Origin of the sequence: Acinetobacter sp. YH12155, assembly GCF_013418255.1 — a bacterium.
GTDB classification, from domain to species: domain Bacteria; phylum Pseudomonadota; class Gammaproteobacteria; order Pseudomonadales; family Moraxellaceae; genus Acinetobacter; species Acinetobacter indicus.
The window spans coordinates 1-25,924 of the sequence record NZ_VPCK01000007.1 but is presented as its reverse complement, the minus strand read 5'-3'; the positions used below and the strand labels follow the sequence as shown (position 1 = coordinate 25,924).

21 protein-coding genes and 1 pseudogene are annotated in these 25,924 nt (G+C 45.7%); 3 read left to right on the top strand and 19 right to left on the bottom strand.

The window, feature by feature from the left end; translation table 11 throughout:
- Positions 1 to 120: 120 nt before the first annotated feature.
- Together FTU86_RS06580 and bfr are read left to right on the top strand one after the other, a co-directional pair.
- Complete coding sequence (locus FTU86_RS06580) at positions 121 to 315, top strand: bacterioferritin-associated ferredoxin (RefSeq protein WP_034597991.1); 195 nt, start codon at positions 121 to 123, stop codon at positions 313 to 315.
- A gap of 226 nt (positions 316 to 541) precedes the next feature.
- Entirely contained in the window at positions 542 to 1,006 is a 465-nt protein-coding gene (gene bfr, locus FTU86_RS06575) for a bacterioferritin (RefSeq protein ID WP_180048370.1), read from the top strand.
- A 55-nt stretch (positions 1,007 to 1,061) separates the two neighbouring features.
- Here the strand turns inward: bfr and FTU86_RS06570 are convergent, their stop codons facing one another.
- The 18 genes from FTU86_RS06570 to FTU86_RS06485 all read right to left on the bottom strand — a co-directional run bounded on the left by FTU86_RS06570 (position 1,062) and on the right by FTU86_RS06485 (position 22,934).
- Positions 1,062 to 2,699, bottom strand: a complete 1,638-nt coding sequence (locus FTU86_RS06570) for a PglL family O-oligosaccharyltransferase (protein WP_180048371.1) — start codon at positions 2,697 to 2,699, stop codon at positions 1,062 to 1,064.
- Between the two features lie 84 nt (positions 2,700 to 2,783).
- Positions 2,784 to 3,488 carry a TfpX/TfpZ family type IV pilin accessory protein gene (gene tfpZ, locus FTU86_RS06565; RefSeq protein ID WP_180048372.1) on the bottom strand — a complete coding sequence of 235 codons (705 nt, stop codon included), beginning with the start codon at positions 3,486 to 3,488 and terminating at the stop codon, positions 2,784 to 2,786.
- 31 nt (positions 3,489 to 3,519) lie between these two features.
- Positions 3,520 to 4,647: a serine hydrolase gene (locus tag FTU86_RS06560; RefSeq protein WP_180048373.1), complete on the bottom strand. Its 1,128-nt coding sequence runs from the start codon at positions 4,645 to 4,647 to the stop codon at positions 3,520 to 3,522.
- A 64-nt stretch (positions 4,648 to 4,711) separates the two neighbouring features.
- Positions 4,712 to 5,242 (bottom strand): pilin, encoded by a 531-nt coding sequence (locus tag FTU86_RS06555; RefSeq protein ID WP_180048374.1) that lies wholly within the window; start codon positions 5,240 to 5,242, stop codon positions 4,712 to 4,714.
- 211 nt (positions 5,243 to 5,453) lie between these two features.
- Entirely contained in the window at positions 5,454 to 6,014 is a 561-nt protein-coding gene (locus FTU86_RS06550) for a TPM domain-containing protein (protein WP_180048375.1), read from the bottom strand.
- On the bottom strand, positions 6,008 to 7,054 hold the full coding sequence (locus FTU86_RS06545) for a YgcG family protein (RefSeq protein ID WP_180048376.1): 1,047 nt from the start codon (positions 7,052 to 7,054) through the stop codon (positions 6,008 to 6,010). The genes FTU86_RS06550 and FTU86_RS06545 overlap by 7 nt, the downstream gene beginning before the upstream one ends.
- 26 nt (positions 7,055 to 7,080) lie before the next feature.
- Positions 7,081 to 7,671, bottom strand: a complete 591-nt coding sequence (locus tag FTU86_RS06540; RefSeq protein ID WP_005180484.1) for a LemA family protein — start codon at positions 7,669 to 7,671, stop codon at positions 7,081 to 7,083.
- A 165-nt stretch (positions 7,672 to 7,836) separates the two neighbouring features.
- Positions 7,837 to 8,736 (bottom strand): metal-dependent hydrolase, encoded by a 900-nt coding sequence (locus FTU86_RS06535; protein WP_180048377.1) that lies wholly within the window; start codon positions 8,734 to 8,736, stop codon positions 7,837 to 7,839.
- Between the two features lie 240 nt (positions 8,737 to 8,976).
- Entirely contained in the window at positions 8,977 to 10,398 is a 1,422-nt protein-coding gene (locus FTU86_RS06530; protein WP_180048378.1) for an FAD-dependent oxidoreductase, read from the bottom strand.
- Positions 10,399 to 10,471: 73 nt separating this feature from the next.
- The gene (gltB, locus tag FTU86_RS06525; protein WP_104473465.1) at positions 10,472 to 14,947 is read right to left on the bottom strand and encodes a glutamate synthase large subunit; all 4,476 of its coding nucleotides are present in this window, start codon (positions 14,945 to 14,947) and stop codon (positions 10,472 to 10,474) included.
- A 438-nt stretch (positions 14,948 to 15,385) separates the two neighbouring features.
- Positions 15,386 to 16,222, bottom strand: coding sequence for a hypothetical protein (locus FTU86_RS06520; RefSeq protein ID WP_104495046.1), 837 nt, complete (start codon positions 16,220 to 16,222; stop codon positions 15,386 to 15,388).
- 12 nt (positions 16,223 to 16,234) lie between these two features.
- A complete protein-coding gene (gene aroB / locus FTU86_RS06515; protein WP_180048379.1) occupies positions 16,235 to 17,317 on the bottom strand; it encodes a 3-dehydroquinate synthase in 1,083 nt (360 codons plus the stop codon).
- Positions 17,318 to 17,339: 22 nt separating this feature from the next.
- The gene (gene aroK, locus FTU86_RS06510; RefSeq protein ID WP_180048380.1) at positions 17,340 to 17,882 is read right to left on the bottom strand and encodes a shikimate kinase AroK; all 543 of its coding nucleotides are present in this window, start codon (positions 17,880 to 17,882) and stop codon (positions 17,340 to 17,342) included.
- A gap of 36 nt (positions 17,883 to 17,918) precedes the next feature.
- Positions 17,919 to 19,982, bottom strand: a complete 2,064-nt coding sequence (locus FTU86_RS06505) for a type IV pilus secretin PilQ (RefSeq protein WP_180048381.1) — start codon at positions 19,980 to 19,982, stop codon at positions 17,919 to 17,921.
- A 15-nt stretch (positions 19,983 to 19,997) separates the two neighbouring features.
- Positions 19,998 to 20,525: a pilus assembly protein PilP gene (locus FTU86_RS06500; RefSeq protein ID WP_045795346.1), complete on the bottom strand. Its 528-nt coding sequence runs from the start codon at positions 20,523 to 20,525 to the stop codon at positions 19,998 to 20,000.
- Positions 20,525 to 21,244 (bottom strand): type 4a pilus biogenesis protein PilO, encoded by a 720-nt coding sequence (locus tag FTU86_RS06495; protein WP_168407514.1) that lies wholly within the window; start codon positions 21,242 to 21,244, stop codon positions 20,525 to 20,527. Before FTU86_RS06495 ends, FTU86_RS06500 begins: the two co-directional genes overlap by 1 nt.
- Positions 21,241 to 21,876: a PilN domain-containing protein gene (locus tag FTU86_RS06490; protein WP_005180516.1), complete on the bottom strand. Its 636-nt coding sequence runs from the start codon at positions 21,874 to 21,876 to the stop codon at positions 21,241 to 21,243. Before FTU86_RS06490 ends, FTU86_RS06495 begins: the two co-directional genes overlap by 4 nt.
- The gene (locus FTU86_RS06485) at positions 21,876 to 22,934 is read right to left on the bottom strand and encodes a pilus assembly protein PilM (RefSeq protein WP_075174946.1); all 1,059 of its coding nucleotides are present in this window, start codon (positions 22,932 to 22,934) and stop codon (positions 21,876 to 21,878) included. The genes FTU86_RS06490 and FTU86_RS06485 overlap by 1 nt, the downstream gene beginning before the upstream one ends.
- A gap of 171 nt (positions 22,935 to 23,105) precedes the next feature.
- Here FTU86_RS06485 and ponA point away from each other — a divergent pair, with 171 nt between their 5' ends.
- Positions 23,106 to 25,682 carry a penicillin-binding protein PBP1a gene (ponA, locus tag FTU86_RS06480; RefSeq protein WP_180048382.1) on the top strand — a complete coding sequence of 859 codons (2,577 nt, stop codon included), beginning with the start codon at positions 23,106 to 23,108 and terminating at the stop codon, positions 25,680 to 25,682.
- Between the two features lie 40 nt (positions 25,683 to 25,722).
- Here ponA and FTU86_RS13735 read toward each other — a convergent pair.
- A pseudogene (locus FTU86_RS13735) lies at positions 25,723 to 25,924 on the bottom strand (DDE transposase); the annotation flags it as partial.

Sequence of the window (25,924 nt, the reverse complement as noted above, 5' to 3'; positions counted from 1 at the left end):
GGTATTTTTTTATTCAAAAACCCAATCACAACAAATGAATTTTCAAATGATTTTTATTGACAAACGATAATAATTATCAATAATAACACTTATCTTATTTAATTCTTCATGGTTGTATCAATGTACGTTTGCTTGTGCCGTGGTATTACAGATCAAGATATTAAAGACGCCGTAGCGAATGGTGCTGAAAGCTATCGCGAAATTCGTGACCTGCTGGATCTGGGAACCTGCTGTGGCCGCTGTGCCCCTGAAGCACGTGCCATTATTAGCGATGAAGTGGCCGAACTTGCTGGCCGTCTCGCAGTTGCTGCCTAATTCCAATAAGAATAAATCCTTCGGTCCGTGGGCCGACTCTCCTCCCCCGCTTCTGACTCAGGCGGGTTTTTATTGCCCGACTGGGCCTTGCTGCCGAATCGCATTGATGACGATTTTCATTTGCTGTTCAATAAATTACTCGCCATCCTCCATCATCTTGTTTAAGATAAAGCTCTAGATTGCCTTAAAACTGTTTAGGGCAGAAATTGTGAGATGGAGTAGTGCAATGAAAGGCAATCGTGAGGTGATTAATCAACTGAATCAGGTGCTGTATCATCATTTAACGGCGATTAACCAGTATTTTTTACATTCGCGTATGTTTAATGACTGGGGCATTGAGCAACTCGGTTCGGCGGAATATAAAGAATCAATTCGTCAAATGAAACATGCCGATAAAATTATCGAGCGGATTTTATTTCTAGAAGGTCTACCAAATTTACAACATTTAGGTAAGTTATATATTGGTCAACACACCCAAGAAGTCCTGCAATGCGATGTGCGCAAGGTTAAAGAAAATCTTGAAGCGCTGCAAGCAGCGGTCGCTTTGGCTGAAAAAGAAATGGACTATGTAACGCGTGATCTGGTACAAGAAATTTTAGAAAAAGAAGAAGAATATCTGGACTGGGCGACCACGCAACTGGATTTAACTGAATCTGTCGGTATTGAAAACTATATTCAGAGCCAGCTTTGATTTCTTAAAGACATAAAAAAGCCATCATGATGATGGCTTTTTTATTGAGCTGAAACTATTTCGGCATATCTTTAATAACTTCATCATAGTTCAGTTCAGTTTTTTGAATGGTATTTAAACGCCAAAGCTGGTGATGTGCCTCCTCAACATAACCGTTGTAAGCCAATAAACGAATATATTTTAATAAGTTGTATTTGGTTGGATAACTCACCACCAATTTTTCATGTTGATGGATTTCATCCTGACTCATCTTGGTATAAGGATCTACCCGGATCCAGTCAATACGATGATTAAATTCAGTTAGCAAGAAGATCGGGTTTTCATTGGTAATTTTTTCCGGCTGCTGTTCATAGCGAATGCTCTGACCTAGTTTTGGTACAGCGGTATCATAATCCCGGTAAATGACTGCAATTAAAATAACACCAACTGCAAAGATGGCTTTTATCAGCCACGATGGCATAACAAGCTGCTTAACCATATCAGCTCGTTGTGCCAGCACTGTACCGATAATAAAACCTACTGGTAACAGGAAATAGGCATAATGCTGTGGAAACTCAAACATGGCATGCGTAACAAAAGCACCAATCATTAATATACCAACGACCGACTCCGGAGTTTTCACCCATCGCTGCATTTGATAGCCCAGGTAGCCGAAATAAGCCAAGAAAGGCACACCAATCACTGCCCCGTTCCAGATCAGGAAATCGATAATAAAATTATGTGCGCTACGAATCCAGACGGGACCCTGAACCGTATCAGTGATCGAGACAAAAGCAACACTGGTTTGATACCAGCCATAACCAAACCATGGTTGAGCCTGAATCGCGGCCAGCATTTGCTGCCAGATGGCGAGTCGTGACATATCCCCCGTGGCACGAGATACTACATCACGGCTTTGCACCACTTGGGCATCCATGACCTGAGTCGCCAATTGACTTAACAATGGAAAAGCGACAATACAGGAAATAAAAAAGATGAACCATGCTGTGCTGTAATACCATTTCAGGCGAATAATCCCTTTATATTGATAGAACGCTAGATACAATATGATCGCGATCCCAGCGACCCATGCTGTACGTGACTGACTTAAAGCAACTCCAATGACAATAATTGCAGCACATACAAATAACCATTTAGTCTGGATTTTTTTCTTTTCATAAAGGTATAAACAGCTCATCAATGCCATGACCAAAAAAGTCGCCATATTATTCGGCTGGGCAAAGTTGGCATAGGGACGTTGAGTACCACTGATATTCACCATGCCTGGCAGTATTGAATCCAGATTCGTCCACTGACATACAGCAATTAAGCCTGTAATCGTTCCTGAAGCTAAAAACACATAGTTAAGATTGGTAAAAGTTTCTTCCCAGTTATAGTTTCCGGTTGAAAGGTTATAACCCAACACACTTGCGAGCCAAAAGCTAAAAACAAAAATAAAGCCCATCATGGCAGTACTAAAGAAAAACACCTGCCCTGCTAGAAAATGTACAAGCGGCACACCAGCAAGTAGCAATATAGGTAAGCTAATAGCTGGAATTTTGAGTTTTTCTTTTAGACAGATGGCAGCAAGCGCGAATAAAGCGAAGAAGGCATAGAGTTCACCGGTATAGGTAACCCATGGTCGGTAATGCACTGGCATGAGCCATGCAAGGGAGATAAGAATTGCTGCGATCAGGGCGAGCGTGAATTTCATGTGGAGAATGCGCGGTGGAGGTTGGGCATATGATAATCAAAAAGCAGATTTGAGGTAATCTGCTTTTTATAGAGAGAAAAAATATTAGTTCCAAGGTCGGAGGTCGACGATTTTGATCACCTCGCCTTTATTAGTGTCTATAAGTACAACCTTATCTTGGTCAGCTGCACGCAATGGTAACCAGCCACTGGCTGAAGGATATTTATCTATAATCTGTATTACATCATTAAGCTGATTAAAATTTTGCAGTTGATCGATAGATTTTGCACGAGTACTGATTCGTACGATTGCAGCCTTCATATTAGTATAAGTTTCAGGCATTATTGTCGGCTCTGCAAATAATCTTGCATTTGCAATCTTTTCATTAACAGCCACCCATTGAGGTTTAAGTAAAGAATGTTCCTGATACACCGCCTCAGCACGCTCTTGGCTATCAACATCAATCATATTTAAACGCACAACTTGAAAAATTGAACCTGCCTGTACAATCCATATAGGACGAGATTGTGCAATATTATATACTCCGTAACTTAATGCTGTAATTTGCAATATAATTATCACACCTAAATCTATTTTTAATGTTTTTTTATTTTCTTTATAAACTAAGAAACCAAGAGCAGGTCCAATAATGACATCAATAATAATCAACATTAAAATGATATAAGTTACACCTTCCGCAGATGCTAAAGCGCCAGGATACCAGAGCAAAAATATTACACTAATAATGCAACATGCTATTAGAGCAGAAATAGTTAAATGACTAATAAAAAACTTTACACGTTTGGACATTCTTAGTACCTATGCAATTTTTAAAGGATAATCAGTTAATATTAGACAAAATTACTTCCATCAGATCCTCTGTTCCCAGGTTTGGATCAGCAGGTACACCGCTTCCCAACCATACAATAATATCTCCATTCTCTCGTATCATAAGTAGACTTCTAGCAGCTGGTAATGCTCCTGTATGATAAAAAACACTTTCTCCAGTTTTCATTTTCTTTTGTCTTAATGCTGCAGTTATCGTTATTAACCTGCCTTTGGTATCTTGATTCTGCGCAATTATTTCCAGAAAAGGTAAATTTCGTTGATATAAGAAAAAATGTATGAGTCTTGCATAATCAAATGCTGATCCGGATAATCCCGCAACCGGCCGCATTGCATAAAAATCAAATTTTTTTGTATAACTTGGGAAATAATGTTCTTCATGGCGGAAATCATATCTAGCTTCATCTTTTAAAAATGGGCCTTCTAATAGACGAATATTTTCAAAATTATATTTAAATAAATACTCTGATAATAATTGTTCATACTTTTTATTTGTTGCCTTTTCTAAAGCAACGGCTAATAAACAGTAATTCCTATTATCGTAACTATATATTTCCCCCGGATTATGGTCCAATCTTATAGTGCTTAATTTAGATAAATTATACGGACACCATGATTTCCCACCCTCTTGCATGAGGGGGTCTTGACTACGTAAACGGTCAAAGCCCGAGGTATGAGTTAAAAGTTGATGTAACGTGATGGTATTAATTCTTAAGTCAGTAGATGATGAAATACCTAAAGCTTGGCTCATTAACATCGTTCTATGAACCTGCCCTTGTGCTTCATGTTCTAAAAACAATGCTGCAGTAATAGGCTTTGTTAAACTTGCAAATCTGAATCTCGTATCTTCTTGGGTTTTTGCACCTGTGGTGCAAGATAAAATTCGGCCATCTTGCTTCTTAAGTACAAACTGATTCGACAAACTGCCATAGTCTTGCATTATTGTTTTTAAAATATGAATCATGGCATCTGTTGCTTGCCCATTGCAATGAATGGTTGTAGCTCCCCACCATGCTTCAAAAGTATAGCTTTTTTTTAGAAAAGGAGTTATACCATAGGTATGATAAATACCCCAACAAAAAATGGCGCAAAGATAGCTGAAAAACAGCATTTTTTTTAGCATATTCTTATGGATTATAAAAAGTCCCTTTACAGGGACTTTTTATAATATATCAATTAATCAGATACTACTCGGTTACTGCAGTACCATGAGTCATTGTTTCAGTATAAGTACAGCCAGTTGGAACAAATTTTTCTGCTACATTAGTATTACACTGCCATGCACCATTAACTGGACGAGTCCAAGTTAATATACTTTCTTTAAGTGTTGCTGCTGCAGAACTACCAAACTTACCTGAAACGTAACCTAGATCAGCACTAGCAACTGGTAAACCAACGAGTAAGCCGTCAAATCCGTTTTCCTCAGATAATTGTACTGTTTCACCTAACAGGTTAGATGTTGATGCACCTAAAACACAGGTAATTGGTGCTTCATTTGCCGCTATATCATCTTCAACATTAACAATTTTTGTCTTACCCTCAAGAATACATGTTTCAAGTGTTGTCTTAATTGAGCTTAACTCACCCATCACACGTGTTACTTGAGACTTCGCAATATAGTTTTGATACTGAGGAATCGCAATTGCAGCCAAAATACCGATAATTGCTACAACAATCATTAATTCAATCAGGGTAAAACCCTTTTGCATCGTTTTCATAACATTCTCCACAAATGTTTTTTGTTTATTTATAAGCCTAAAGAAAAAGCTCATTTAGCTTAATTTTATATTTAGCACTAAGCGTGCCAAGTTTTATTATAATAATTTTCGCAGAAAAAACAGCACTTTAAAAAAATATTTTTATTTTTGTAACTACTGTGTTTTATTTTGTGTAACTAACTGACAAAAATTGTCAGTTAGTTGACTAAAATCACCCCAGAATGATTGGTTTATTCCCTAATTCATTCTTTAAGTCATTTATTTTACGATCGTAGTACTGATCTAGCACTTTTCCAATCTGCTTAATCCCTTCAATTACACCTTCTTTAAACTTCTGCTGAGCGAGATGTTGAATAATATTTTGGCAGATTTCATCCCAAACTTGCTGGGTCGTTGCATCTTTAATTCCTCGATCAATCACAATCTCAACCTTATGCTCGCAGAGGTTCAAATAGAGCAGTACCCCGCTGTTATATTCCGTATCCCAAACACCTAATTCAGCAAACAACTGTCGTGCGCGGGTACGCGTATCCTGATAATAAGCCAAACGCGAAGGCAGACAGCCCTCAATTACCACCTGAATTTCGCCAATATGACCATGCTCGGCTTCTGTGACCGCATGCGCAATCGCGTACTGGTCCTGCTGGTTAAAAAAGCGCTTGGTGGCCGGCATGTAGAAAAAGTGCTTAAACCAGCGTTTTAAACTGGGCTGGCTCAGCTCCTGAGTTTTCGGCTGGGTAATAATTTCGGTTGTATCTGTTGTGGTTACCATGATCCTGATGCTCCTCCCCCGCCGAAGCCGCCGCCTCCGCCGCTATATCCGCCGCCTCCACCGCCACGACCGGCTGAGACCAGAAAAATATGAAAAATGGCTTGTGCCAGTGCGGTAATGAGTAAAAAGAAAATCCCAAGGCCCATCAACAGACTGGTAAATATGCCCACACCATTGACCAGCCCCGCCACCGTAGCCGCCACCGCAGCGGTTGAAGCGCTGAGCCGTTTACCAACAATATAAGAGCCAATCACCCCGGCAATTAAAATAAAAATTACTGTATTAAAAGTTTTTTCCCGAGCCTGCTGTTCACGCAGTGCCTGTTGCTGACGTTCTTGCAGCTCTTTAGCTGCATTGGCCGCCACTTCCGGATCCAGATTCAAAATACGTTCAATTTCGGCCAGACCGGCTTCAATGCCGCTGGCATATTGCGCCTGCTTAAAATATGGCGTGATCTGGTTATTAATAATCCGGCCCAGCACAATATCGGGCAATACCCCTTCCAGACCATAACCGGTCAGAATTTGAATACGGCGGTCATTCACCGCAATTGCCATTAGCAAGCCATTGTCATATTTGGCCGAGCCCAATTGCCAGCGTTCTGCAACGCGCATGGCGAAATCAAAAATATCTTCCTGACCGGTGGTCGGCACAATCACCACCCCAATTTGTGCTTTGCCCTGCTGATGCAGCGCTAAAATCCGCTGGCTTATCGCCTGTTTCTGCGCTGCACTCAGCAAATTGGCCTGATCAATTACCGGTTCATTTAAAGTCGGCAAGTCACGGATGGACTCGCCTTCTGCCATATCATTGGCAATCACCGGTTGTTCAACACTTACCTCAGATGCAGCGACTGTCTGACTCTGATGACGAGCATTGGCCGCACGTTGCTGTTCCTGAATGATACGCGCCGCCGCCAGGTCATCTGCTGAGCCGGTAACAGCGGTATCTGCCAGACTGAGTGAACTGAGCAATAGTGCACAGCACAACAGCAGGCTGTGCAGTATCCACCGGATGAGAGCAGTAATTGAATCAGGCATGATCCGCGGCTCCTTGGGGCGTGAGATTATTCAAACGACACGGTTGGTGCAGTTTGTGCGTTTTGATCGGCACTAAAGTTTGGCTTGGTGTCCATACCAATCACTTTTGCAGTCATCACCTGCGGGAACTGGCGTGAATAGGCATTAAAGTCCTGCACCGTGGTGATATAACGGTTACGCGCCACCGCAATACGGTTTTCGGTACCTTCAAGCTGTACCTGCAAATCCCGGAACTGCTGATTGGCTTTTAAATCCGGATAATTTTCTGATACCGCAATTAAACGCGACAACGCGCCAGTCATTTGCGCTTGCGCTTCCTGATAGCGCTGGAACAGGGCTGGGTCTTCCAACACCGCCTGATCGACTTTTAAGCCGGCCACATTGGCACGTGCCTGAGTCACTTCAGTCAGTACCTGCTCTTCATGTGCAGCGTAGCCTTTCACTACATTGACCAGGTTCGGTACCAGATCGGCACGGCGCTGATACTGGTTTTGTACTTCCGACCAGGCAGCGGTCACAGCTTCATCTTTGACCTGTAAGGTGTTATAGCCACAGCCACTCAGGGTCAAGCTGCTGCTGAGTGCCAGCATCAGCAGTGTTTTTTTCATCAAGTTCATGCCTTATCCTCTAATTATTTATTTGTATTTGTTCAATAATTTGATTCTAACGGTATTTTAGCCCAGTTTTGTTAATTTTATTTATCACTTGGAAAACATACACGCATGAAAAAACCAGACACATAATCGGCCTGGTTTCGATTAGTTATCCAACATCTGTTTGAATTAACTGAGTAATTGTGGTGGCTGTTCCTGCTGGAAACCTTCAACCTGATACTGCGTTGCCATGCACTGCTTCCAGTATCTAAGACTGCGACTGTAATTGATTTTGGCCGGATGAAAATCTTTCCGGTAATAGGACAGATATTCCGGCAATAACTGCAGCAGCATTTTCACCAGCAAATACAAACCAAACAGATTACCGCCGATTTTCGGCATACTGTTTTTCTTGTCCTGTAAAAATAGCTGTGAGGCGCTATAAAAAGTCAGACTGGCAAAACCGGCAGTCACACGGCGCATGATCATACTGCGCATGATCATACGGCGCAGGCGATGATCGGCATACACATGCTGATATACCTCAAACGCCACCGCCCGATGCTCAATTTCTTCAATCGCATGCCAGATCCACAGTTTGGCCGCATCATCATCCAGCGTACTCAGCACTTCCGGATGACGCAGAATATAGCCGCCCAGTAGCGCAGTAAAATGTTCAAAGGCACAGGTAATTGCCAACTGTACTTTGGGTGGCAGACTTTTGACATGATGATCTTTACGCGCCAGCCAGGCCTGAAAACGATCCAGCTGATAATCATCACGGCGCCAGGCGTTGTTAAATTCACGATGCGCCTTGGAATGCATCGCCTCTTGCCCGATAAACGCAGCAATTTGTGCCTGTAACTGCGGATCCTGAACCTGATCGCGTACATTGCGCACGCTATGCACAAAAAACTGCTCACCAATGGGAAAAGTGGAAGATAAGGCGGTAAGCAGATGCGACATCACCGGCGAATTGGCAAAATAATGCCGGCGGATAGCATGAGGATTAAATTTGAGCCGGCGAACCGTGATCCCAATGGCTTTCGGACGATGCAGATAGGATTTTTCTGCCGTCACTTGCGTCATGGTTACTGACCTTTTTTATTTTGGAGAAGCTCAGTATGTGAACAAAATCACTTTTCCCCTATGGCAAAAAGACCGATTCAATTTGCAAAAAACTTCAAAATGACCTGTTGCATAAAGTGTGTTTACAGCGAATTTGCTAGCAGCCCTTGTCTCTTTTTCATCTTCACCTACCGATTCTAAAACCAAAGTGATTAAAAAACCCGCTCTAAAAGCGGGCTTCTTGAATGAATTCAGCGTGAATCAGACATCCAGATAATCCAGAATGCCTTCTGCTGCCTGACGACCTTCCCAGATTGCAGTCACGACTAAATCAGAGCCACGTACCATATCACCACCGGCGAAAATTTTCGGGTTTGAAGTCTGGAACTTGAATTGCTGCTGTTCTGCAGCCACGACACGACCTGAACCATCAAGATTAATGTTCACATCGGCAAACCAGTTGGCTGGGCTGGTACGGAAACCAAAGGCCAACAGCACCGCATCTGCCGGCAGAATTTCTTCTGAACCCGGAATTGGCTCTGGACTACGACGGCCACGGCTGTCTGGTTCACCCAGTTGCGTGGTCACCACTTTTACTCCAGTAACTTTGCCATTTTCACCCACAATTTCAATTGGCTGACGGTTAAACTGGAATTCCACGCCTTCTTCACGCGCATTGGTTACTTCACGACGTGAACCCGGCATATTGGCTTCATCACGGCGATAGGCACAGGTCACTGACGCGGCACCCTGACGGATTGAGGTGCGGTTACAGTCCATCGCGGTATCACCACCACCCAGGACAATCACTTTTTTGCCTTCCACAGAGATGTATTCAGATGGATCTTTTTCCCAGCCCTGACAACGATTCACGTTGGCAATCAGGAAGTCCAGCGCATCATACACACCATCTAAGTCTTCACCGGCAAAACCACCTTTCATGTAGGTATAAGTACCCATGCCCATGAAGACAGCATCATAATCAGCCAGTAACTGGTCAATGGTGACATCTGTACCAATTTCGGTATTTAAACGGAATTCTACGCCCATACCGGTGAAAATTTCACGGCGGCGTTTCATCACATCTTTTTCCATCTTGAATTCTGGAATACCAAAAGTCAGCAGACCACCAATTTCCGGACGCTTGTCAAATACGACTGGTTTTACACCATTACGCACCAGAATATCGGCACAACCCAGACCTGCCGGGCCCGCACCAATAATCGCGACTTTTTTATCGGTCCATTTGACATGTGACATGTCTGGACGCCAGCCCAGCGCAAATGCAGTATCATTGATGTATTTTTCTGCATTACCGATGGTCACGGCACCAAAGCCATCATTTAAGGTACAGGCGCCTTCACAGAGACGGTCTTGTGGACAAACGCGGCCACAAACTTCTGGCAAAGTATTGGTCTGATGGCACAGTTCTGCCGCCTGAAAAATACGGCCTTCTGAAACCAGTTTTAACCAGTTTGGAATGTAGTTATGTACCGGACACTTCCATTCACAATACGGGTTACCACAGCCTAAACAGCGATGAGTCTGGTTGGTCGCCACTTCTGCGGTAAATGGCTTATAAATTTCCACAAACTCAGATTTGCGGACGTCAATCTCTTTTTTCTCTGGGTCTTGGCGTGCAACATCCAGGAATTGAAAGTCATTACTTAGGCGTTCTGCCATGTCTTTACTCCGTGGCTAGATGCAAGGGATTCACAGTTGCCTTGCATCTGGCTTCATTTCTGCAGTCGTGGAATTATTGAGGATCAGCTTGAGTTGTCTTTAACAAAGTCAGCAAGTTGGCTGCTTTTGGTTTTACCAGCCAGAACTTGCGGCTGTAGTAATCAAACTCATGGCGGATCTTGTACGCCCAGGCACTACCCGTTTCTTGAATATGCTCATCTAAGATACGTGACAAGAACTCTTTGTGTTCTTCCATCGACTCTGTAGAAATACGGTTTAACTCGATCAGCTCATGGTTGTAATGGTCAACGAAGTCGTTGTCCAAATCAAGTACATAAGCAAAACCACCTGTCATCCCGGCACCAAAGTTGTGTCCGACTTTACCCAGTACCGTTACGATACCACCGGTCATATATTCACAGCAGTGATCGCCCGCACCTTCAATCACGGCAAAGGCACCCGAGTTACGCACCGCAAAGCGCTCGCCCGCAGTTCCCGCTGCAAACAGTTTACCGCCAGTGGCACCGTACAGACAGGTGTTCCCAATAATCGCGGTATTCTGGGTCTGGAATGGCGAACCTTTTGGCGGGAAGATCGACAGACGACCACCAGCCATCCCTTTACCGACGTAATCGTTGGCATCGCCTTCCAGCTTGATGTGTAAACCACCGGCATTCCAGACACCCAGGGACTGACCTGCAGTACCGGTCAGGTTCATTTTCACCGGATGGGCTTCCATACCGAGGTTGCCATAACGGCGGGCAATTTCACCAGAAATACGCGCACCGATTGAACGGTCACAGTTGCCAATGGTGTAATTAAATTCACCACCGGTACCGGCTTCAATGGCTGGCAGCATCTCGCTAACCATCTGCTCGGCCAATACACCTTTATCGAACGGCTCATTGCCCTGTACTTCACAGTACTGCGCCTTACCTTCCGCGGCAGGATGCGATTCCAGCAAGGCACTTAAATCCAGATGTGCATGCTTGTCGGTTTCACCCGGCAGGATTTCCAGCAAGTCTGTACGACCAATCAGGTCTTTCAGACTGGATACACCCAGCGCCGCCAGCCATTCACGGGTTTCTTCAGCAATAAAGGTGAAGAAGTTGATCAGCATTTGCGGCTCACCAATATAGTGTTCCTGACGCAAGTGATCCTGCTGCGTCGCTACACCGGTCGCACAGTTGTTCAGGTGACAGATGCGCAGGTATTTACAACCTAAAGCAATCATTGGGGTAGAACCAAAACCGAAGCTTTCTGCACCAAGGATGGCCGCTTTCACCACGTCCAGACCGGTTTTTAAACCCCCATCGGTTTGTACGCGAACTTTACCACGCAGGTCGTTCACACGCAGCGCCTGATGCGCTTCAGACAGACCCAGCTCCCACGGAGAACCGGCATGGTGAATAGAAGAAAGTGGCGAAGCCGCTGTACCGCCATCATAACCAGAAATGGTAATGAAATCGGCATAAGCTTTCGCAACACCGGCCGCAATCGTACCAACACCTGGCTCAGAAACAAGTTTCACCGACACCATCGCCTGTGGGTTCACCTGTTTTAAATCGAAGATCAACTGTGATAAATCTTCAATCGAGTAAATGTCGTGATGCGGTGGTGGCGAAATTAAGGTTACGCCCGGTACAGAGTAACGTAAACGGGCAATGAGACCGTTTACTTTACCGCCCGGCAACTGGCCACCTTCACCTGGTTTTGCACCTTGCGCGACTTTAATCTGGAGGACTTCTGCAGAGGTTAAATACGCAGGCGTCACACCAAAACGGCCCGATGCAATTTGTTTGATTTTCGAGTTACGGATGGTGCCGTAACGCGCTGGATCTTCACCGCCCTCACCCGAGTTCGAACGACCACCAATGGTATTCATGGCAATCGCAATTGCTTCGTGCGCTTCAGGTGATAACGCCCCTAAAGACATCCCGGCAGAGTCGAAGCGCGGTAAAATCTCTTCAACCGATTCCACCTGTTCCAGTGGAATCGAATTGTCTGTTTTCAGTTTGAATAAATCACGAATGGTCGCGATTGGACGGTTATTCACAATCTCGGCGTATTCTTTGAAATCGGCATAATTGCCTGAACGCACCGCCTTGTGTAAGGAATTGATCACATCCGGGTTAAAAGCATGATATTCCTTGCCGAAAACGAATTTCAGTAAACCGCCCTGATCAATTGGCTTACGCGCTTTCCACGCAGTATCGGCCAGTTTTTTCTGGTCATTTTCCAGATCGACGAAGGTCGCGCCCTGAATACGGCTTGGTACACCGCTAAAGCAGGTATTCACCACTTCGGCAGATAAACCAACTGCTTCAAACAGCTGACCGCCACGATACGAAGCAACGGTTGAAATACCCATTTTTGACAGGACTTTCAGCAGGCCTTTTTCAATCCCTTTACGGAAGTTCGATTGTGCATAGACCGGATCACCGAGCAATTCACCTTTAGCGACCAAATCATTGATCACATCATAAGCCAGATATGGATAGATGGCGGTGGCACCAAAACCGAGTAACACTGCAAATTGATGCGGATCGCGGGCAAAACCGGTTTCCACAATCAGGTTGGCATCGGTACGTAAACCGGTATTGATCAGGTGGTGATGCACCGCACCAGTCACCATCACCGCATTGGCCGGCAGATAGCCTTCACGGATTTTCTTGTCGGAAAGCACCAGCAAGGTTTTGCCATCACGAATCGCTTGCGCAGACTGCTCGCAAATACGCGTGATTGCTGCCTCCAGACCTTCTGTTTCAGCATAGTTCAGGTCGATATCGGCAATTTCATAGCCTTTACGTCCTAAAGTACGAATCTGGTGCATTTTCGAGTTTGACAGCACCGGGCTGGAAATGATCAGACGATCAGCATGTTCCGGCCCCTGTTCAAATACGTTTTGCTCACGGCCCAGACAGGTTTCCAGTGACATCACAATCGATTCACGTAACGGGTCGATTGGTGGGTTGGTGACCTGCGCAAACTGCTGACGGAAATAATCCGATACATGGCGCACCTGACGTGACAAGACGGCCATTGGGGTATCATCGCCCATCGAGCCGACCGCTTCCTGACCGCTTTCTGCAATTGGACGCAGCAACTGGTCACGCTCTTCAAAAGTGACCATAAACATTTTCTGTGCCGCTTTCAGGCCATCGCCTTTTAAGCCCTGATCACATAAATATTCTTCTAATTCCGGGCTGCCTTGAACGCGAATTGAATTTTCACGTAACCATTCACGGTAAGGACGCATTTTTTTCAGGTGCTGGTTTACATCACTGGTGTCCAGCACTTTGCCGGTCATGGTATCGACCACCAGAATCTGGCCCGGACCGACACGGCCTTTCGACACCACATCTTCCGGTTCATAACCCCAGACGCCAATTTCAGAAGCCAGGGTGATATAACCATTTTTGGTGATGACCCAGCGTGCTGGACGTAAACCGTTACGGTCTAACATACAGATGGCATGACGGCCATCCTGAATCACCAGACCTGCCGGACCATCCCAGGCTTCCATGTGTTTCGAGTTAAATTCATAGAAGGCACGCAGGTCTGCATCCAGGGTTTCCACGTTTTGCCAGGCTGGTGGTACCAGCATACGTAGCGCACGGAACAGGTCCATACCACCACCCACGAGGATTTCCAGCATATTGTCCAGGCTGGATGAATCCGAACCGGTACGGTTCACAATTGGATTCAGCTCGGTTAAGCCCGGCAACAACGGGTTTTCAAATTTAGGGGTACGTGCCAGCGCCCAGTTACGGTTTGCAGTAATGGTGTTGATTTCACCATTGTGCGCCAGATAACGGAACGGCTGCGCCAGCGGCCAGCGTGGCAAGGTATTGGTCGAGAAACGCTGGTGGAACACCACGATATGAGACGCTAAACGCTCATCAGCCAGGTCGGTATAGAAGTCAGCAATCGCAGCTGGCATCATCAGACCTTTATAGCTGATCACAGTTGAACATAAAGTGGTCACATAGAAATACGGATCATTGCTGAGTTGCTGCTCGGCACGGCGACGCGCCAAAAATAATTTACGGTTAAATTCAACTTCAGTCACGCCAATCGGGCAGTTCACGATGACCTGTTCAAAGGCAGGCAAAGACTGCATGGCAATTGAGCCTAAGGCATCATTATTGGTTGGCACTACACGCCAGGCAATGACTTTACAGCCTTCTGCTTCAATTTCTTTGGTCAATGTCTGTTTGGCATGCGCAGCTAAGGCCGGATCGAGGCTCAGGAAAATGGTGCCCACAGCAAACACTTCACTTAAGGTAATGTCACTTAAGCGTTTGGCTTCTTCACGGAAGAACTGCTTTGGCATGGCAAGCAATAGACCGCAACCATCGCCCGTCTTGCCATCTGCGGCAATACCACCACGGTGGGTCATACAACTCAAACTATGAATGGCGGTCTTGACGAGATCATGGCTTGCATCACCCTGCATATGGGCGATTAAACCGAAACCACAGTTATCTTTAAACTCATCCGGTTGGTATAAACCTTGAGCGGGAGCTACAGTATTAGGCGATGGCATGTGCATAGCGTACCCTTCTTTCAACGCGCCCTTGCTGGGCATTAACAATCTACTTTCTTTTGCGACCTGGTCCGACTGACTTAGCTTAAGATCCATGTTGAGCAAGTTCATTTCTCCTAGCTCTGATCTTGAGTGATCAAGATGACAAGCTGAGGAAAACCGTGACTGCCTTTACGCACTTAAATCAAGCATAAACATTTGACGATTTCGCACAATCATTGAATCTTTCTTGCTCCAAAATAGGGACATTAACTCAATTGATGCACCAATAATGCAAAAATGATGCCAACTTTATTGTGCTATTTTTAAATGACTTAATTTGGGCAAGTTTCAGTGAGAGCGGTGCGCTTTCAGGGAAGTTTCGCTTATTTTATACGCACTGTTTTTGTGCATATCTTTATTTTTATACACCAGCCTGCGCTATTTTAGAACGGCAGTTTAATTGAAAGGATCGCTAATTTCTTGTTCTGTGGTGGTGTTATTCGATGCTGGTGCAGGTGGAGCAACACCACTTTGTGATTTTTGCACATCCACCACGTTTCCGTCCTGATCACGGCGGGTTACGGTGGTGGTTGTGGTGGAGCGTTGCGGACTGGTTGCGCTCTGTTTTGGTGCAGCCAGCAGACTTTCATCAATTTTCGGCAGCGCGGCCGGCTTTAAAGCCACTTCATAAAGTTTATTGTTCAGGCTCACTTCCTCTGCACCCAGGTCATTCACAAACGGCAGATAGTCCATAAAGCTGGTCACCACCGGTTTGACCGATGCGGGCAATTGCAGCGCTAGCTGTTCTAAAGCGCTTTGTGCCTGACTGGTATTTTTATAATTGCCATACAGTAATACATATTGCTCGGCGCGGTTTTCACCACTCAAGCGAATATAAAGAAAATTCTGGCGATCGGCCTGTTTTTTCAGAAAGCCCTTGATAATGTCTTCTTCGCTCACACGAAACAGTTCAATGGTCTGGTGCTTTCGCTGCTCGGAGATAAATTTGGTGCCGCGAAATTCAGGCTCATGCAGCCCCGAAGCGGTTAAACGCTTGGTTTGTTCCAGCGGTTTGACTTCGTCGATCAAGGCACCCAAATGCGTGGTTGCGGCGACTTTTGCCGGCTGAATCTGCAATTCAACTTCTGATTCCGGGGCTTTTTCGACTTCAATCAGCTCATCACGATCGGTAATAGCCCAGAAGATGATCGCCAGCAGCAGACACAGCGCACCACACACCAACCAGATGGAATTCTGAACACGTTGTTTGACGCTTTGTGATGCTGCTGCCATGGGATCCCTTATTTATGCTGCCTGATGCGCAAGAATAGACTGTTTCATCAATTCCGAGTCAAATTCCCGGGTAATGATGGCCTGTCCCAGACGCTGCATTAATACCAGTCGCAACTGGCCATTCAACACTTTTTTGTCATGGGCCATAAAACCGAGAAAATCATCCAACGGAATTTTAGGACATACTATCGGCAATTGGGCACGAGAAATGATTCTTTTTGTACGCTCAACATCGTCTGCAGAAATCCAGCCCATCCGATACGATAAATCGGCGGCCATCACCATGCCGGTCGCAACCGCTTCGCCATGCAGCCATTCGCCATAGCCGAGATAAGACTCGATGGCATGACCAAAGGTATGGCCTAAATTCAGCAATGCGCGTTCGCCCTGCTCTTTTTCATCATTGGCGACAATACGGGCTTTGTGCGCACAAGAACGGTATACCGCTTCTGCTAGTAAAACCGGATCACGCGCCACCAAGGCATCCATATGCTGTTCTAACCAGTCCAGAAACTCAATATCACCCAGCAGCGCATATTTAATCACTTCGGCCAGACCGGCAGACAGCTCACGATCGGGCAAGGTCTTGAGCTGCGACATGTCGGCCAGCACCACTTGCGGTTGCTGGAAGGCACCAATCATGTTTTTACCTAGCGGATGGTTAATTCCAGTTTTCCCACCCACACTGGAGTCGACCTGAGACAGCAAGGTGGTCGGCACCTGAATAAAATACACGCCGCGCTGGAAACAGGCCGAGGCAAACCCGGCCATATCACCAATCACACCGCCGCCGAGTGCCAGCACGGTACAATCGCGGTTAAACCCGGCCTCCAGCAGGGCATCAAAAATCAGATTGAGATGCTGAATATCCTTGTATTTTTCACCATCGGGCAAAATACATGTTGCCACCTGTTTACCCAGTGCTTCTATGGCAGTTTGATAGTGCTTTAAATACAAAGGCGCCACGGTACTGTTGCTCACAATCATGACCTGCTTGCCTTGAATATAAGGTTCCAGTAAGGTCTGCGGATTTAAATCACTGCCAATAAAAATCGGGTAACGGCGATCGCCGAGTTCAACATATAAGGTTTGCATGGTTTTAAAACACTGTACTCAATTAAATTGATTTTTTCGCCACGATCACATTCAGGATTTTTTGTGCCAGATCACGGGCTGCACCCTGATTGGTTTCAATAATATGATGCGCCACCTCACGATATAATGGATCGCGTACTGCAAGCAAATCTTTCAGTTTCTGTTCAGGATTTTCAACTTGAAGGAGAGGACGGTTTTTATCGCGGTAGGTACGTTGCAGCTGGATTTCCACCGGGGTATACAGATACACCACAATACCACGCCGTTTGAGGAATTCACGGTTTGGGGCCTGGGTGACCGCACCACCGCCGGTGGCAAGAACCAGTTGAGTGCGAGAGGTCAGCTCGTCAATAACGGTGGTTTCACGGCTACGGAAACCGCTTTCCCCTTCTTTTTCAAAAATCCAGGGAATGGTGGCCCCGGTACGGCGCTCGATTTCATGATCACTGTCCAGGAACTCGCGTCCGAGCAGCTCTGCCAAATGTCGCCCTACCGTGGTTTTTCCGGCCCCCATCGGCCCCACCAAATAGATATTTGGCAGGGCGTTAAACTCTTTGCTTGGCAAGGAGTCACCTATTTATTTTGTTAAATTGAAAATATATTAATGATTTCTTGAAACACTGTCATTAACAATTCGTGGTGTCACAAAAATCAGCAACTCAGTTTGAGTATTGGTTTTCACATTATTTCTAAACAAGTTACCCACCACTGGCAATTCCCCTAAAAATGGAACCCGCTCATTCTGGTTCTGCTGAATATCATCAAAAATACCACCGAGCACGACAGTTTCACCATCATTGACTAACACATTGGTTTCCAATTCATTGGTATTGATGAGATAACCTGCTTGAGTCAACTGCCCTACTGTATCTTTTTCAATTTTTAATTCCATTTGGACTTTTCCATCTGGAGTAATGCTTGGGGTCACTTCAAGTTTTAAGTTGGCGTCAACAAAACTTGTGGTTGTTCCTGATTCTGCACTCCAAGTCTGATATGGAATTTGATCACCTCGTAGAATATAGGCTTTCTGTTTATCGCCTGTCAGGACTTTAGGTGCAGACAATACTTCCCCATGCCCATCCGCCTGTAAAGCAGTTAACTCCAGATTCAGCATATAATCTGAAATTTTCAATAACCCAAAGTTAAATGTCCCCGCAGAGCCTGTACCTAAATCTACCCCCAAGTCAAAGCTTGGTTGGAAGTCTCCTCCCCATACCGGGCGATTATTTAATTTATTGGCACTCCAGCGAATCCCCAACTCACGGGAAAAGTCAGTTTGAGCGGTAACAATACGAGCCTCTACCATGACTTGCTTGACCTGAACATCTAGCAAATCCACCATATTTCGAATTTTATCAATAAAGTCTTGAGTATCATTCACAATTAAGGTATTGGTACGGGCATCAATCGAAACTGACCCTCGAGAACTCAATAAACTTTCTCGCCCATCATTACTGCCTGATCCGCTAGAGTTTGAGGCGCCTTTATTCTGAGTAATCAGTTTCTCGATATCAGCAGCCTTGGCATAATTTAACTGGATATATTCGGTTTGCAGCGGCGCCAGCTTGACGCTTTGAGCAATCGCTTTGGCTTCTTCTTCTTCGGCCTTGATCAGCTCTGCGACGGGTGCAATCCAGATCACATTGCCATTACGGCGTTTATCCAGATTTTTGGTTTTTAAAATAATATCCAGCGCCTGATCCCACGGCACATCTTTGAGACGTAAGGTGATATTGCCTTGTACCGTATCGGCGGCAACCATGTTAATTCCAGTAAAATCCGCCAGTAACTGCAGCACACGACGCACTTCAATATCCTGGAAATCTAAAGAAATCTTTTTGCCAGTATAGCTTTGTGCTGCACGTGGTTTAAACGGGTTCTTATCTACCGGGCGTTTCAGGCTAATGCTCAGTTTATTTTCCGCCTGATACGCCATATATTCATAGCTTCCGGCAGACTGAATAGTAATTACCCCATTACCACCATCATTTTGCGCATCAATGGTAGATACCGGCGTGGCAAAATCATTGACATTTAAACGGCGTGCCAGATGCGCAGGAATTTTATTGCCCAAAGTACGGACAATAATTTTACTGCCTTGCTGTTGCACATCGACCGGGGTATTGCTGCCTGCCAGGTCAATTACTACCTGACCTTCCCCTTCTGCACCACGCTGGAAGCCGATATTCGATACGCCTTGAGCCGTCTGCTGTACAGCTACTGGTGTTGCGGCTGGCTGAGTGCTGTTAATTTTAAGAATAAAAGTATTGCCTTCGACACGGGTAGTAAAAGCACCCGCTTCAGCCAGATTGACCGTTAAACGTGCACGCTGGGCATCGGAACTGACATCCACCGAGCTGGCTTCCCGGGTTGCAACCGGAATGCTGGCCTGTTTTAAGGTTTGCTGGGCTTTATCAAAATCCAGCACCAAACGTGATGGCTGCTCAAGCTGATAGGCTGCAGGCTGAGATGGCAAGCCATTGAACATGACACGAATTTCAGTACCTTGTCCTGGAATTTGCATTGGTACAATATTGGTAATGCTGACCTGCGCATTGGCCACTTGCATGACGGCCATCGCAACAGCGCCCATTGAAAACTGACGGAACAAATTGTTCATTGTAATGCCATCCCCAAAAATAAAATCTTTCACAGTATTATTCATTTTTATTCCTTTAATTTATGGCGCCGGCCCAATCAGTACTAGACTTCTTGGACGTTCAACATACCCTTCGCGACCATCTGGAATAATCTCAATTAAGTCAATTTGTGTCGGCGTAATATTGATGACCCGACCATGATTCAAGCCCATATAGCTGCCGCGCTGAATCCGTTCAATTTCACCATCTGGAGTTTGAATCAGGGCCAGAATCTCGCCGCGTTGCCCGCGCATACTGCCTTTCATACTTAAGGTTTCCAGTGCATAGCTTTCTAAAGGCTGCAACTGGCGCGACAGGTTTGGATAAACCCGTTTACCCGCCATAATTTTCAGCTCGGCCGCCAGAGAACTTGGCATAAACGGGCTTTTCAGCTGATGTGCTGCATAGTTAAATACAGGTGCCGGCTCAAAAGTCGGTGCCGGTTCAATCGGTAACGGCGGCTGATTACGGATTTCTGCCATTTGTGCATTCACGGCATCAATACGTGAATCACAGCCTGCAGCCAGTAGGCCCAACACCAGAACCAACGAAAGTTTTTCAAATTTCATCATTGTGCTGCTCCTGTGGCTGGAGTCGTACTATTACCGGCCTGTGCATCGGTATTCCCGACATAGCGATAGGTCTTGGCTTTCGCGACATAGGTAATTTGTGGAATATCGGTTTTCTTTTCCTTGTTTTCACCGGCAGTAATAGTGAAATCATGCATGGTCACAATTCGCGGTAAAGCGGCTGTACCGCTCACAAAAGAACCAAAAGCATGATAATCACCGGTGGCTTCAATCGAAATTGGCTGCTCGATAAAGAACTCTTGCTTGATTTCATTTTCCAGACGGATATTTTTAAATCTTAAGCCTGAATTCACGCCCGTAACGTTGACATCTTCAACCAGACCTGGAATTTCGGTTTCTTTTGGCAACTGTTGTAGCTGCTGGTTAAAGTTGGCTTCCATTTCCTGTAACTGCGCCTGATATTGCTGCAAGTTACGCAGTTTGGAATCTTTTTCACGAAATTCATTCAGCAGGTTCTGCTCTTGTGCACGCGCATTGGAAATTGCATCCAGCTTCGGCTTGATGGCCAGGAAATAGCCCAGGATGGCAATTAAAATAATAATAAAGATCCAGATGGTCAGCTTGACGGAAAACGGCCAGCTGCCATAGTTATTCGGATCTAAGGTATTCCATTGCTGCAGGAATTTATCCAGCGTCATTTTTTTCTTTGGTGCAGCAACAGTATCCTGATTCATTTCTTCATATTGATCGAGACTCATTGTACTGCCCCCGCTGTTGCTTGAGTACCAGACGCAGGTGCTGTGCCTGGAAGTGCAATTTCATCCAAATCTGCCGTTACCACGAAGCTGCCATAGCTTTCTTCTACCCGTGGAACAACCGAACTTGGTGCCTTGTTTTTATTTTCTTCAACGGCCAAGAAAGAATTCATGAAGGCGTTACGATACCATGGCGATGCTTCCAGATTACGCAGGAACTCTGCTACCGTGTTTGGACTTTCGGCCTTGCCTTCAAAGGTAAATTTATTGCCAATACGGGCCACTTTGGTCAAATACATGCTACTTGGGGTAACGCGGACCAGCTCATCGACCAAACGTACCGCGACCGGACGCTGACTTTGCAGACCCTGAATCAGCTTCATGCGCTCGACAATGGCATTACGCTGCTCTTGCAGGCCTTCCAGCGACTTTAACTGTACATCCAGATTCTGGTTGGTACTGATCACCAGCTGATTGGCCTGTTCCTGATCTTGAAGTTTATGATTGTAATAGAACCATGCCAGCGTGACGGCCAGCACCCCAATTAATGCAGCCCCAATACAAACCGCAATAAATTCTTTTTTTCGTTTTTCTCTTAGCTCATCACGCCAAGGGAGTAAGTTAATTTTTGCCATTAATCAAAACTCCTCAATGCCAAGCCACATGCCACCATCAATGAAGAGGCATCGCTTTCAATTCTTTTAATATCAATTTTGGAGGAGAAACCCATCTGTAAAAACGGATTGGCAATGGTGACGCGGTAACCCAGTTTTTGCTGTAGTAGCTTGGCCAGGCCTGGAATATTGGCATTCCCACCGGCCAGCAGAATATGGTCAATTTCATTAAACTGCGATGAGGAGAAGAAGAACTGCAGCGAACGTGCCGCCTGCTGCACCACCGCCTCAAGGAATGGCTCCAACACTTCAACATCATAATCATCTGGCAAGGTACGGCTTTTCTTGGCGCGGCCGGCTTCTTCAAAGGACAGACCATAACGGTTCTGGATTTCCTGGGTCAGCTGCTTGCCACCAAAGACCTGCTCGCGGGTATAGATAATTTTATTGTCTTTGAGTACCGACAGCGTGGTCATAGTATGACCAATGTCTAACACACCAATGGTATTTACCCCCATCGGCAAGGTATCGGCGAAGACTTTAAAGGCATTTTCAATGGCAAAGCTTTCGACATCTGCCACTTTTGGGGTTAAACCGGCCAGTTCAATCGCTTCACAGCGACTCTCGACATTTTCCAGTCGTGTCGCCACCAGCAAAACATTGACCCGGTTTGGATTGGCCAGACGATCAGGCAGCACCTCAAAGTCCAGGCTAACTTCATCTAATGGGAAAGGAATATATTGCTCTGCATCCATCCGGATTTGAACTTCACGTTCGTCATCCGTCATATCGGCATCCATCTCAATGGTCTTGCTAATTACCATTGAGGTTGGAATCGCTAAAGCGGCAGCTGTTGTCGGTGTATTGGCCAAATTAAAGGCACGCTCGAGCGCATCCCCTACAGCTTCAGGATTCAGAATATTTTTCTCAACCACACTGCCCTCTGAGAGCGGTACCAAGGCGTAACTTTCCACCCAGTAACGATCATTCTTTACAGAGAGCTCCAATAACTTAACAGAAGTAGAACTAATATCTACACCTATTAACCCCTTACTCGGTTTACGATATAACCTGCGCACAATAAGTTTTTCCTATTATTTTTTTATCCCCAAAAAAAATGCCATTCACTAAGTTGCTTTGTGGTCTATATTTTTGTACGGATACAATAACTCATCTAACAATCCGTATGGGTAAAGGCTATACTGACCAGCAATTAGTTTGCCATTAGCTCTTATTAAAACTTACTTGTTATGAAAAAGCTATCTTGTTCGGGCCGTGTTCATCCATTTTTTTTGCTCATAATTATTGTGTTAGTTTCCATTCCGATGGGTTTTTATGGCATGTATCTCTATATTGCCCCATCTTTGCCGGAAATGACCACTCTAAAAAAAGCGCCTCTTTTGAAGCCTTTACAAGTTTATAGCACGGATAATCAGTTAATTGCAGAGTATGGTGGCAAACTTTCTGTACCTGTCGAGTACAACCAGATTCCCGAAAAGTTTATCTATGCCTTTTTAGCGGCTGAAGATTCGGCCTTTTTCGAACATAGCGGCATCAGCTTTAAAGGCCTAGGCCGTGCGGTGAGTGAAGCGGTGACCGGTTCTAATGTGCAAACCGGTGGCTCGACCATTACCATGCAGGTGGCCAAGAACTATTATTTAAGCCCGGAACGCACTTTAAGACGCAAACTGACTGAAATTTTTCTAGCCCGAAAAATTGAACAGAACCTGTCCAAAGAAGAAATTCTGACCCTGTATGTCAATAAAATCTTTCTCGGTAAAAATGCTTACGGGATCGCGGCAGCAGCCAAAATTTACTATAATAAAAGCTTGGAAGAACTGAGTATTGCGCAAATGGCGATGATTGCGGGTCTGCCAAAAGCGCCATCACGTTACAATCCAGTGGTCAATCCGGAACGTGCCTTAGAACGTCGCAACTGGATTCTGGGCCGGATGCTGCAACTCGGTTATATCAACCAGAATGAATATCAGGGTGGGATTGCCGAGCCAATTAACCTGGATATGCCGGATCGCAGTATCAGTAATATTCACCCCTATGTTGGGGAAATGGTCCGAGCTGAACTGGTCAAAAAATTCGGCAAGCAGGCGGTTGATTCTGGTTATAAGGTTTACACCACCATTGACAGTAAACGTCAGGCTTATGCCGAGCAGGCGGTGCAAAATGGTCTAGAAGCATATGACCGCCGTCATGGCTGGCGCGGTGCCGAAGCGCATGACCAGCCACTGAGTAACTTTCGTGCCTTTGCCAACACCTATCCCGCACAAGTCACCAAAGTCCTGAACAATTCTTTTGAAGCCCTGATGCAGGATGGTTCTACCGTCACTGTCCCGTGGTCTGGCATGTCCTGGGCGCGTCCCTATCGCAATGCCAATAGTGTTGGCGCAGCACCAAACCGGGCAGCTCAAATTGTCAAAGTTAACGATATTGTCCGTTTACGCCCCAACCAGAACAAAAGTTCCTGGTCACTGGTGCAAGTTCCCAAAGTTCAGGGGCAGCTGATTGCAATTAACCCAAACAATGGCGCGATTGAAGCCATTGTCGGCGGTTATAACTTTTATCAATCGACCTTTAACCGTGCCTTGCAAGGCTGGCGCCAGCCAGGCTCAATTATCAAACCCTTTGTTTATGCGATGGCGCTGGAACGCGGCATGACACCGCATACCATGGTGAATGATGCGCCAATTACCATTGGCAAATGGTCACCACGTAACTCGGATGGCCGTTATCTGGGCATGATTCCTTTACGCCGTGCGCTGTATTTATCTCGAAATACCGTTTCAGTCCGCTTACTTCAAACCGTCGGTCTGGACCGTACCCGCCAACTATTTATGGATTTTGGCTTGCAGGAAGACCAGATTCCGCGTAACTACACCATCGCCTTAGGTACGCCACAGGTGCTGCCGGTGCAAATGGCCACCGGCTATGCCACCTTTGCCAATGGCGGTTATCGGGTACAACCGCATTTTATTCAGCGTATTGAAGATGCGTATGGCAAAACCATCTATCAGGCCAATCCTGAATATGCCTGCATTGCCTGTATCAGTGAAGATGAAAAAAATCCTGAAACAGCTGAAGTAAAAACGCCAGATGATGAAGTGATTGAAGTCACCAATCAGTCAATCCAAACTGCAGATGCAGCGCCAGCCAACAAGATTGAACGCAGCCAGTATCGTCAGGCACAGCGTATTTTAAAATCCAGCTCGGCCTATGATATGGCCAATATTCTACGTGATGTGATTCAGTACGGTACCGGACGCGCTGCCCTGCGTATTGGCCGTAATGATATTGGTGGAAAAACCGGAACCACCAACGATGCCAAAGATGCCTGGTTCGCCGGCTTTAATGGTAAACTGGTGACCATTTCCTGGGTCGGTTTTGACCAGCCAACGACTTTGGGTCGTCGTGAATATGGCGGTGTCGCAGCCCTGCCGATCTGGACCGAGTTTATGGGTAAAGCCCTGCAAGGTACACCGGAAGCCTGGGTCAGTCTGGACCGTAAAGGCAACCAGCTAAGCCGCGATAGTGCCAGCAATGACAGCATGGACCAGGAGTTGCAGCAGCGCTATCGTTCATCACCGCCATTGGCCCGTCCGCTGTATCGTCCTGCGCCTGCACCGGTCGCGCCTGCACCGCAGCATGATTTTGATGATTTGCCGGGTGAGGAAATCCTGATTCCGGATGAGGCGACTCCACCACCAATGCAGCCTCAGCCACAGCAACCGGCACAGCCGCAACAACCAGCGCAAAATCAGCAGCAGAATTCTCGCCCTGATGCGATTGAAAACCTGATTGATGAAGTCTTATAAACGCACAACAAAAAGCCCTCAACTGAGTAATGCCAGTCAGTTAAGAGATTGACTGGCTTTTTCTTGGGTATTTTTGAGGTTTTCCTTTTACAACCCTTGGATAACTCCTCACTCTTCTCTCAGGTATAACATACCGATTAGATTTCTCCATTAAACTTTCCAGATGTTTGGGTAGATTACCTGCAGAAGCCAAAGAGTCGAATCTGAGTAAATTAAGAAGGGCAATAGATGCAATATGAAAA

What these genes read in the sequence shown, in the direction of transcription:
- FTU86_RS06580 (WP_034597991.1), top strand. Translation starts at nt 121, where the DNA reads ATGTACGTTTGCTTGTGCCGTGGTATTACAGATCAAGATATTAAAGAC.
- bfr (WP_180048370.1), top strand. Translation starts at nt 542, where the DNA reads ATGAAAGGCAATCGTGAGGTGATTAATCAACTGAATCAGGTGCTGTAT.
- FTU86_RS06570 (WP_180048371.1), bottom strand. Translation starts at nt 2,699, where the DNA reads ATGAAATTCACGCTCGCCCTGATCGCAGCAATTCTTATCTCCCTTGCA.
- tfpZ (WP_180048372.1), bottom strand. Translation starts at nt 3,488, where the DNA reads ATGTCCAAACGTGTAAAGTTTTTTATTAGTCATTTAACTATTTCTGCT.
- FTU86_RS06560 (WP_180048373.1), bottom strand. Translation starts at nt 4,647, where the DNA reads ATGCTAAAAAAAATGCTGTTTTTCAGCTATCTTTGCGCCATTTTTTGT.
- FTU86_RS06555 (WP_180048374.1), bottom strand. Translation starts at nt 5,242, where the DNA reads ATGAAAACGATGCAAAAGGGTTTTACCCTGATTGAATTAATGATTGTT.
- FTU86_RS06550 (WP_180048375.1), bottom strand. Translation starts at nt 6,014, where the DNA reads ATGGTAACCACAACAGATACAACCGAAATTATTACCCAGCCGAAAACT.
- FTU86_RS06545 (WP_180048376.1), bottom strand. Translation starts at nt 7,054, where the DNA reads ATGCCTGATTCAATTACTGCTCTCATCCGGTGGATACTGCACAGCCTG.
- FTU86_RS06540 (WP_005180484.1), bottom strand. Translation starts at nt 7,671, where the DNA reads ATGAACTTGATGAAAAAAACACTGCTGATGCTGGCACTCAGCAGCAGC.
- FTU86_RS06535 (WP_180048377.1), bottom strand. Translation starts at nt 8,736, where the DNA reads ATGACGCAAGTGACGGCAGAAAAATCCTATCTGCATCGTCCGAAAGCC.
- FTU86_RS06530 (WP_180048378.1), bottom strand. Translation starts at nt 10,398, where the DNA reads ATGGCAGAACGCCTAAGTAATGACTTTCAATTCCTGGATGTTGCACGC.
- gltB (WP_104473465.1), bottom strand. Translation starts at nt 14,947, where the DNA reads ATGCCATCGCCTAATACTGTAGCTCCCGCTCAAGGTTTATACCAACCG.
- FTU86_RS06520 (WP_104495046.1), bottom strand. Translation starts at nt 16,222, where the DNA reads ATGGCAGCAGCATCACAAAGCGTCAAACAACGTGTTCAGAATTCCATC.
- aroB (WP_180048379.1), bottom strand. Translation starts at nt 17,317, where the DNA reads ATGCAAACCTTATATGTTGAACTCGGCGATCGCCGTTACCCGATTTTT.
- FTU86_RS06505 (WP_180048381.1), bottom strand. Translation starts at nt 19,982, where the DNA reads ATGAATAATACTGTGAAAGATTTTATTTTTGGGGATGGCATTACAATG.
- FTU86_RS06500 (WP_045795346.1), bottom strand. Translation starts at nt 20,525, where the DNA reads ATGAAATTTGAAAAACTTTCGTTGGTTCTGGTGTTGGGCCTACTGGCT.
- FTU86_RS06495 (WP_168407514.1), bottom strand. Translation starts at nt 21,244, where the DNA reads ATGAGTCTCGATCAATATGAAGAAATGAATCAGGATACTGTTGCTGCA.
- FTU86_RS06490 (WP_005180516.1), bottom strand. Translation starts at nt 21,876, where the DNA reads ATGGCAAAAATTAACTTACTCCCTTGGCGTGATGAGCTAAGAGAAAAA.
- ponA (WP_180048382.1), top strand. Translation starts at nt 23,106, where the DNA reads ATGAAAAAGCTATCTTGTTCGGGCCGTGTTCATCCATTTTTTTTGCTC.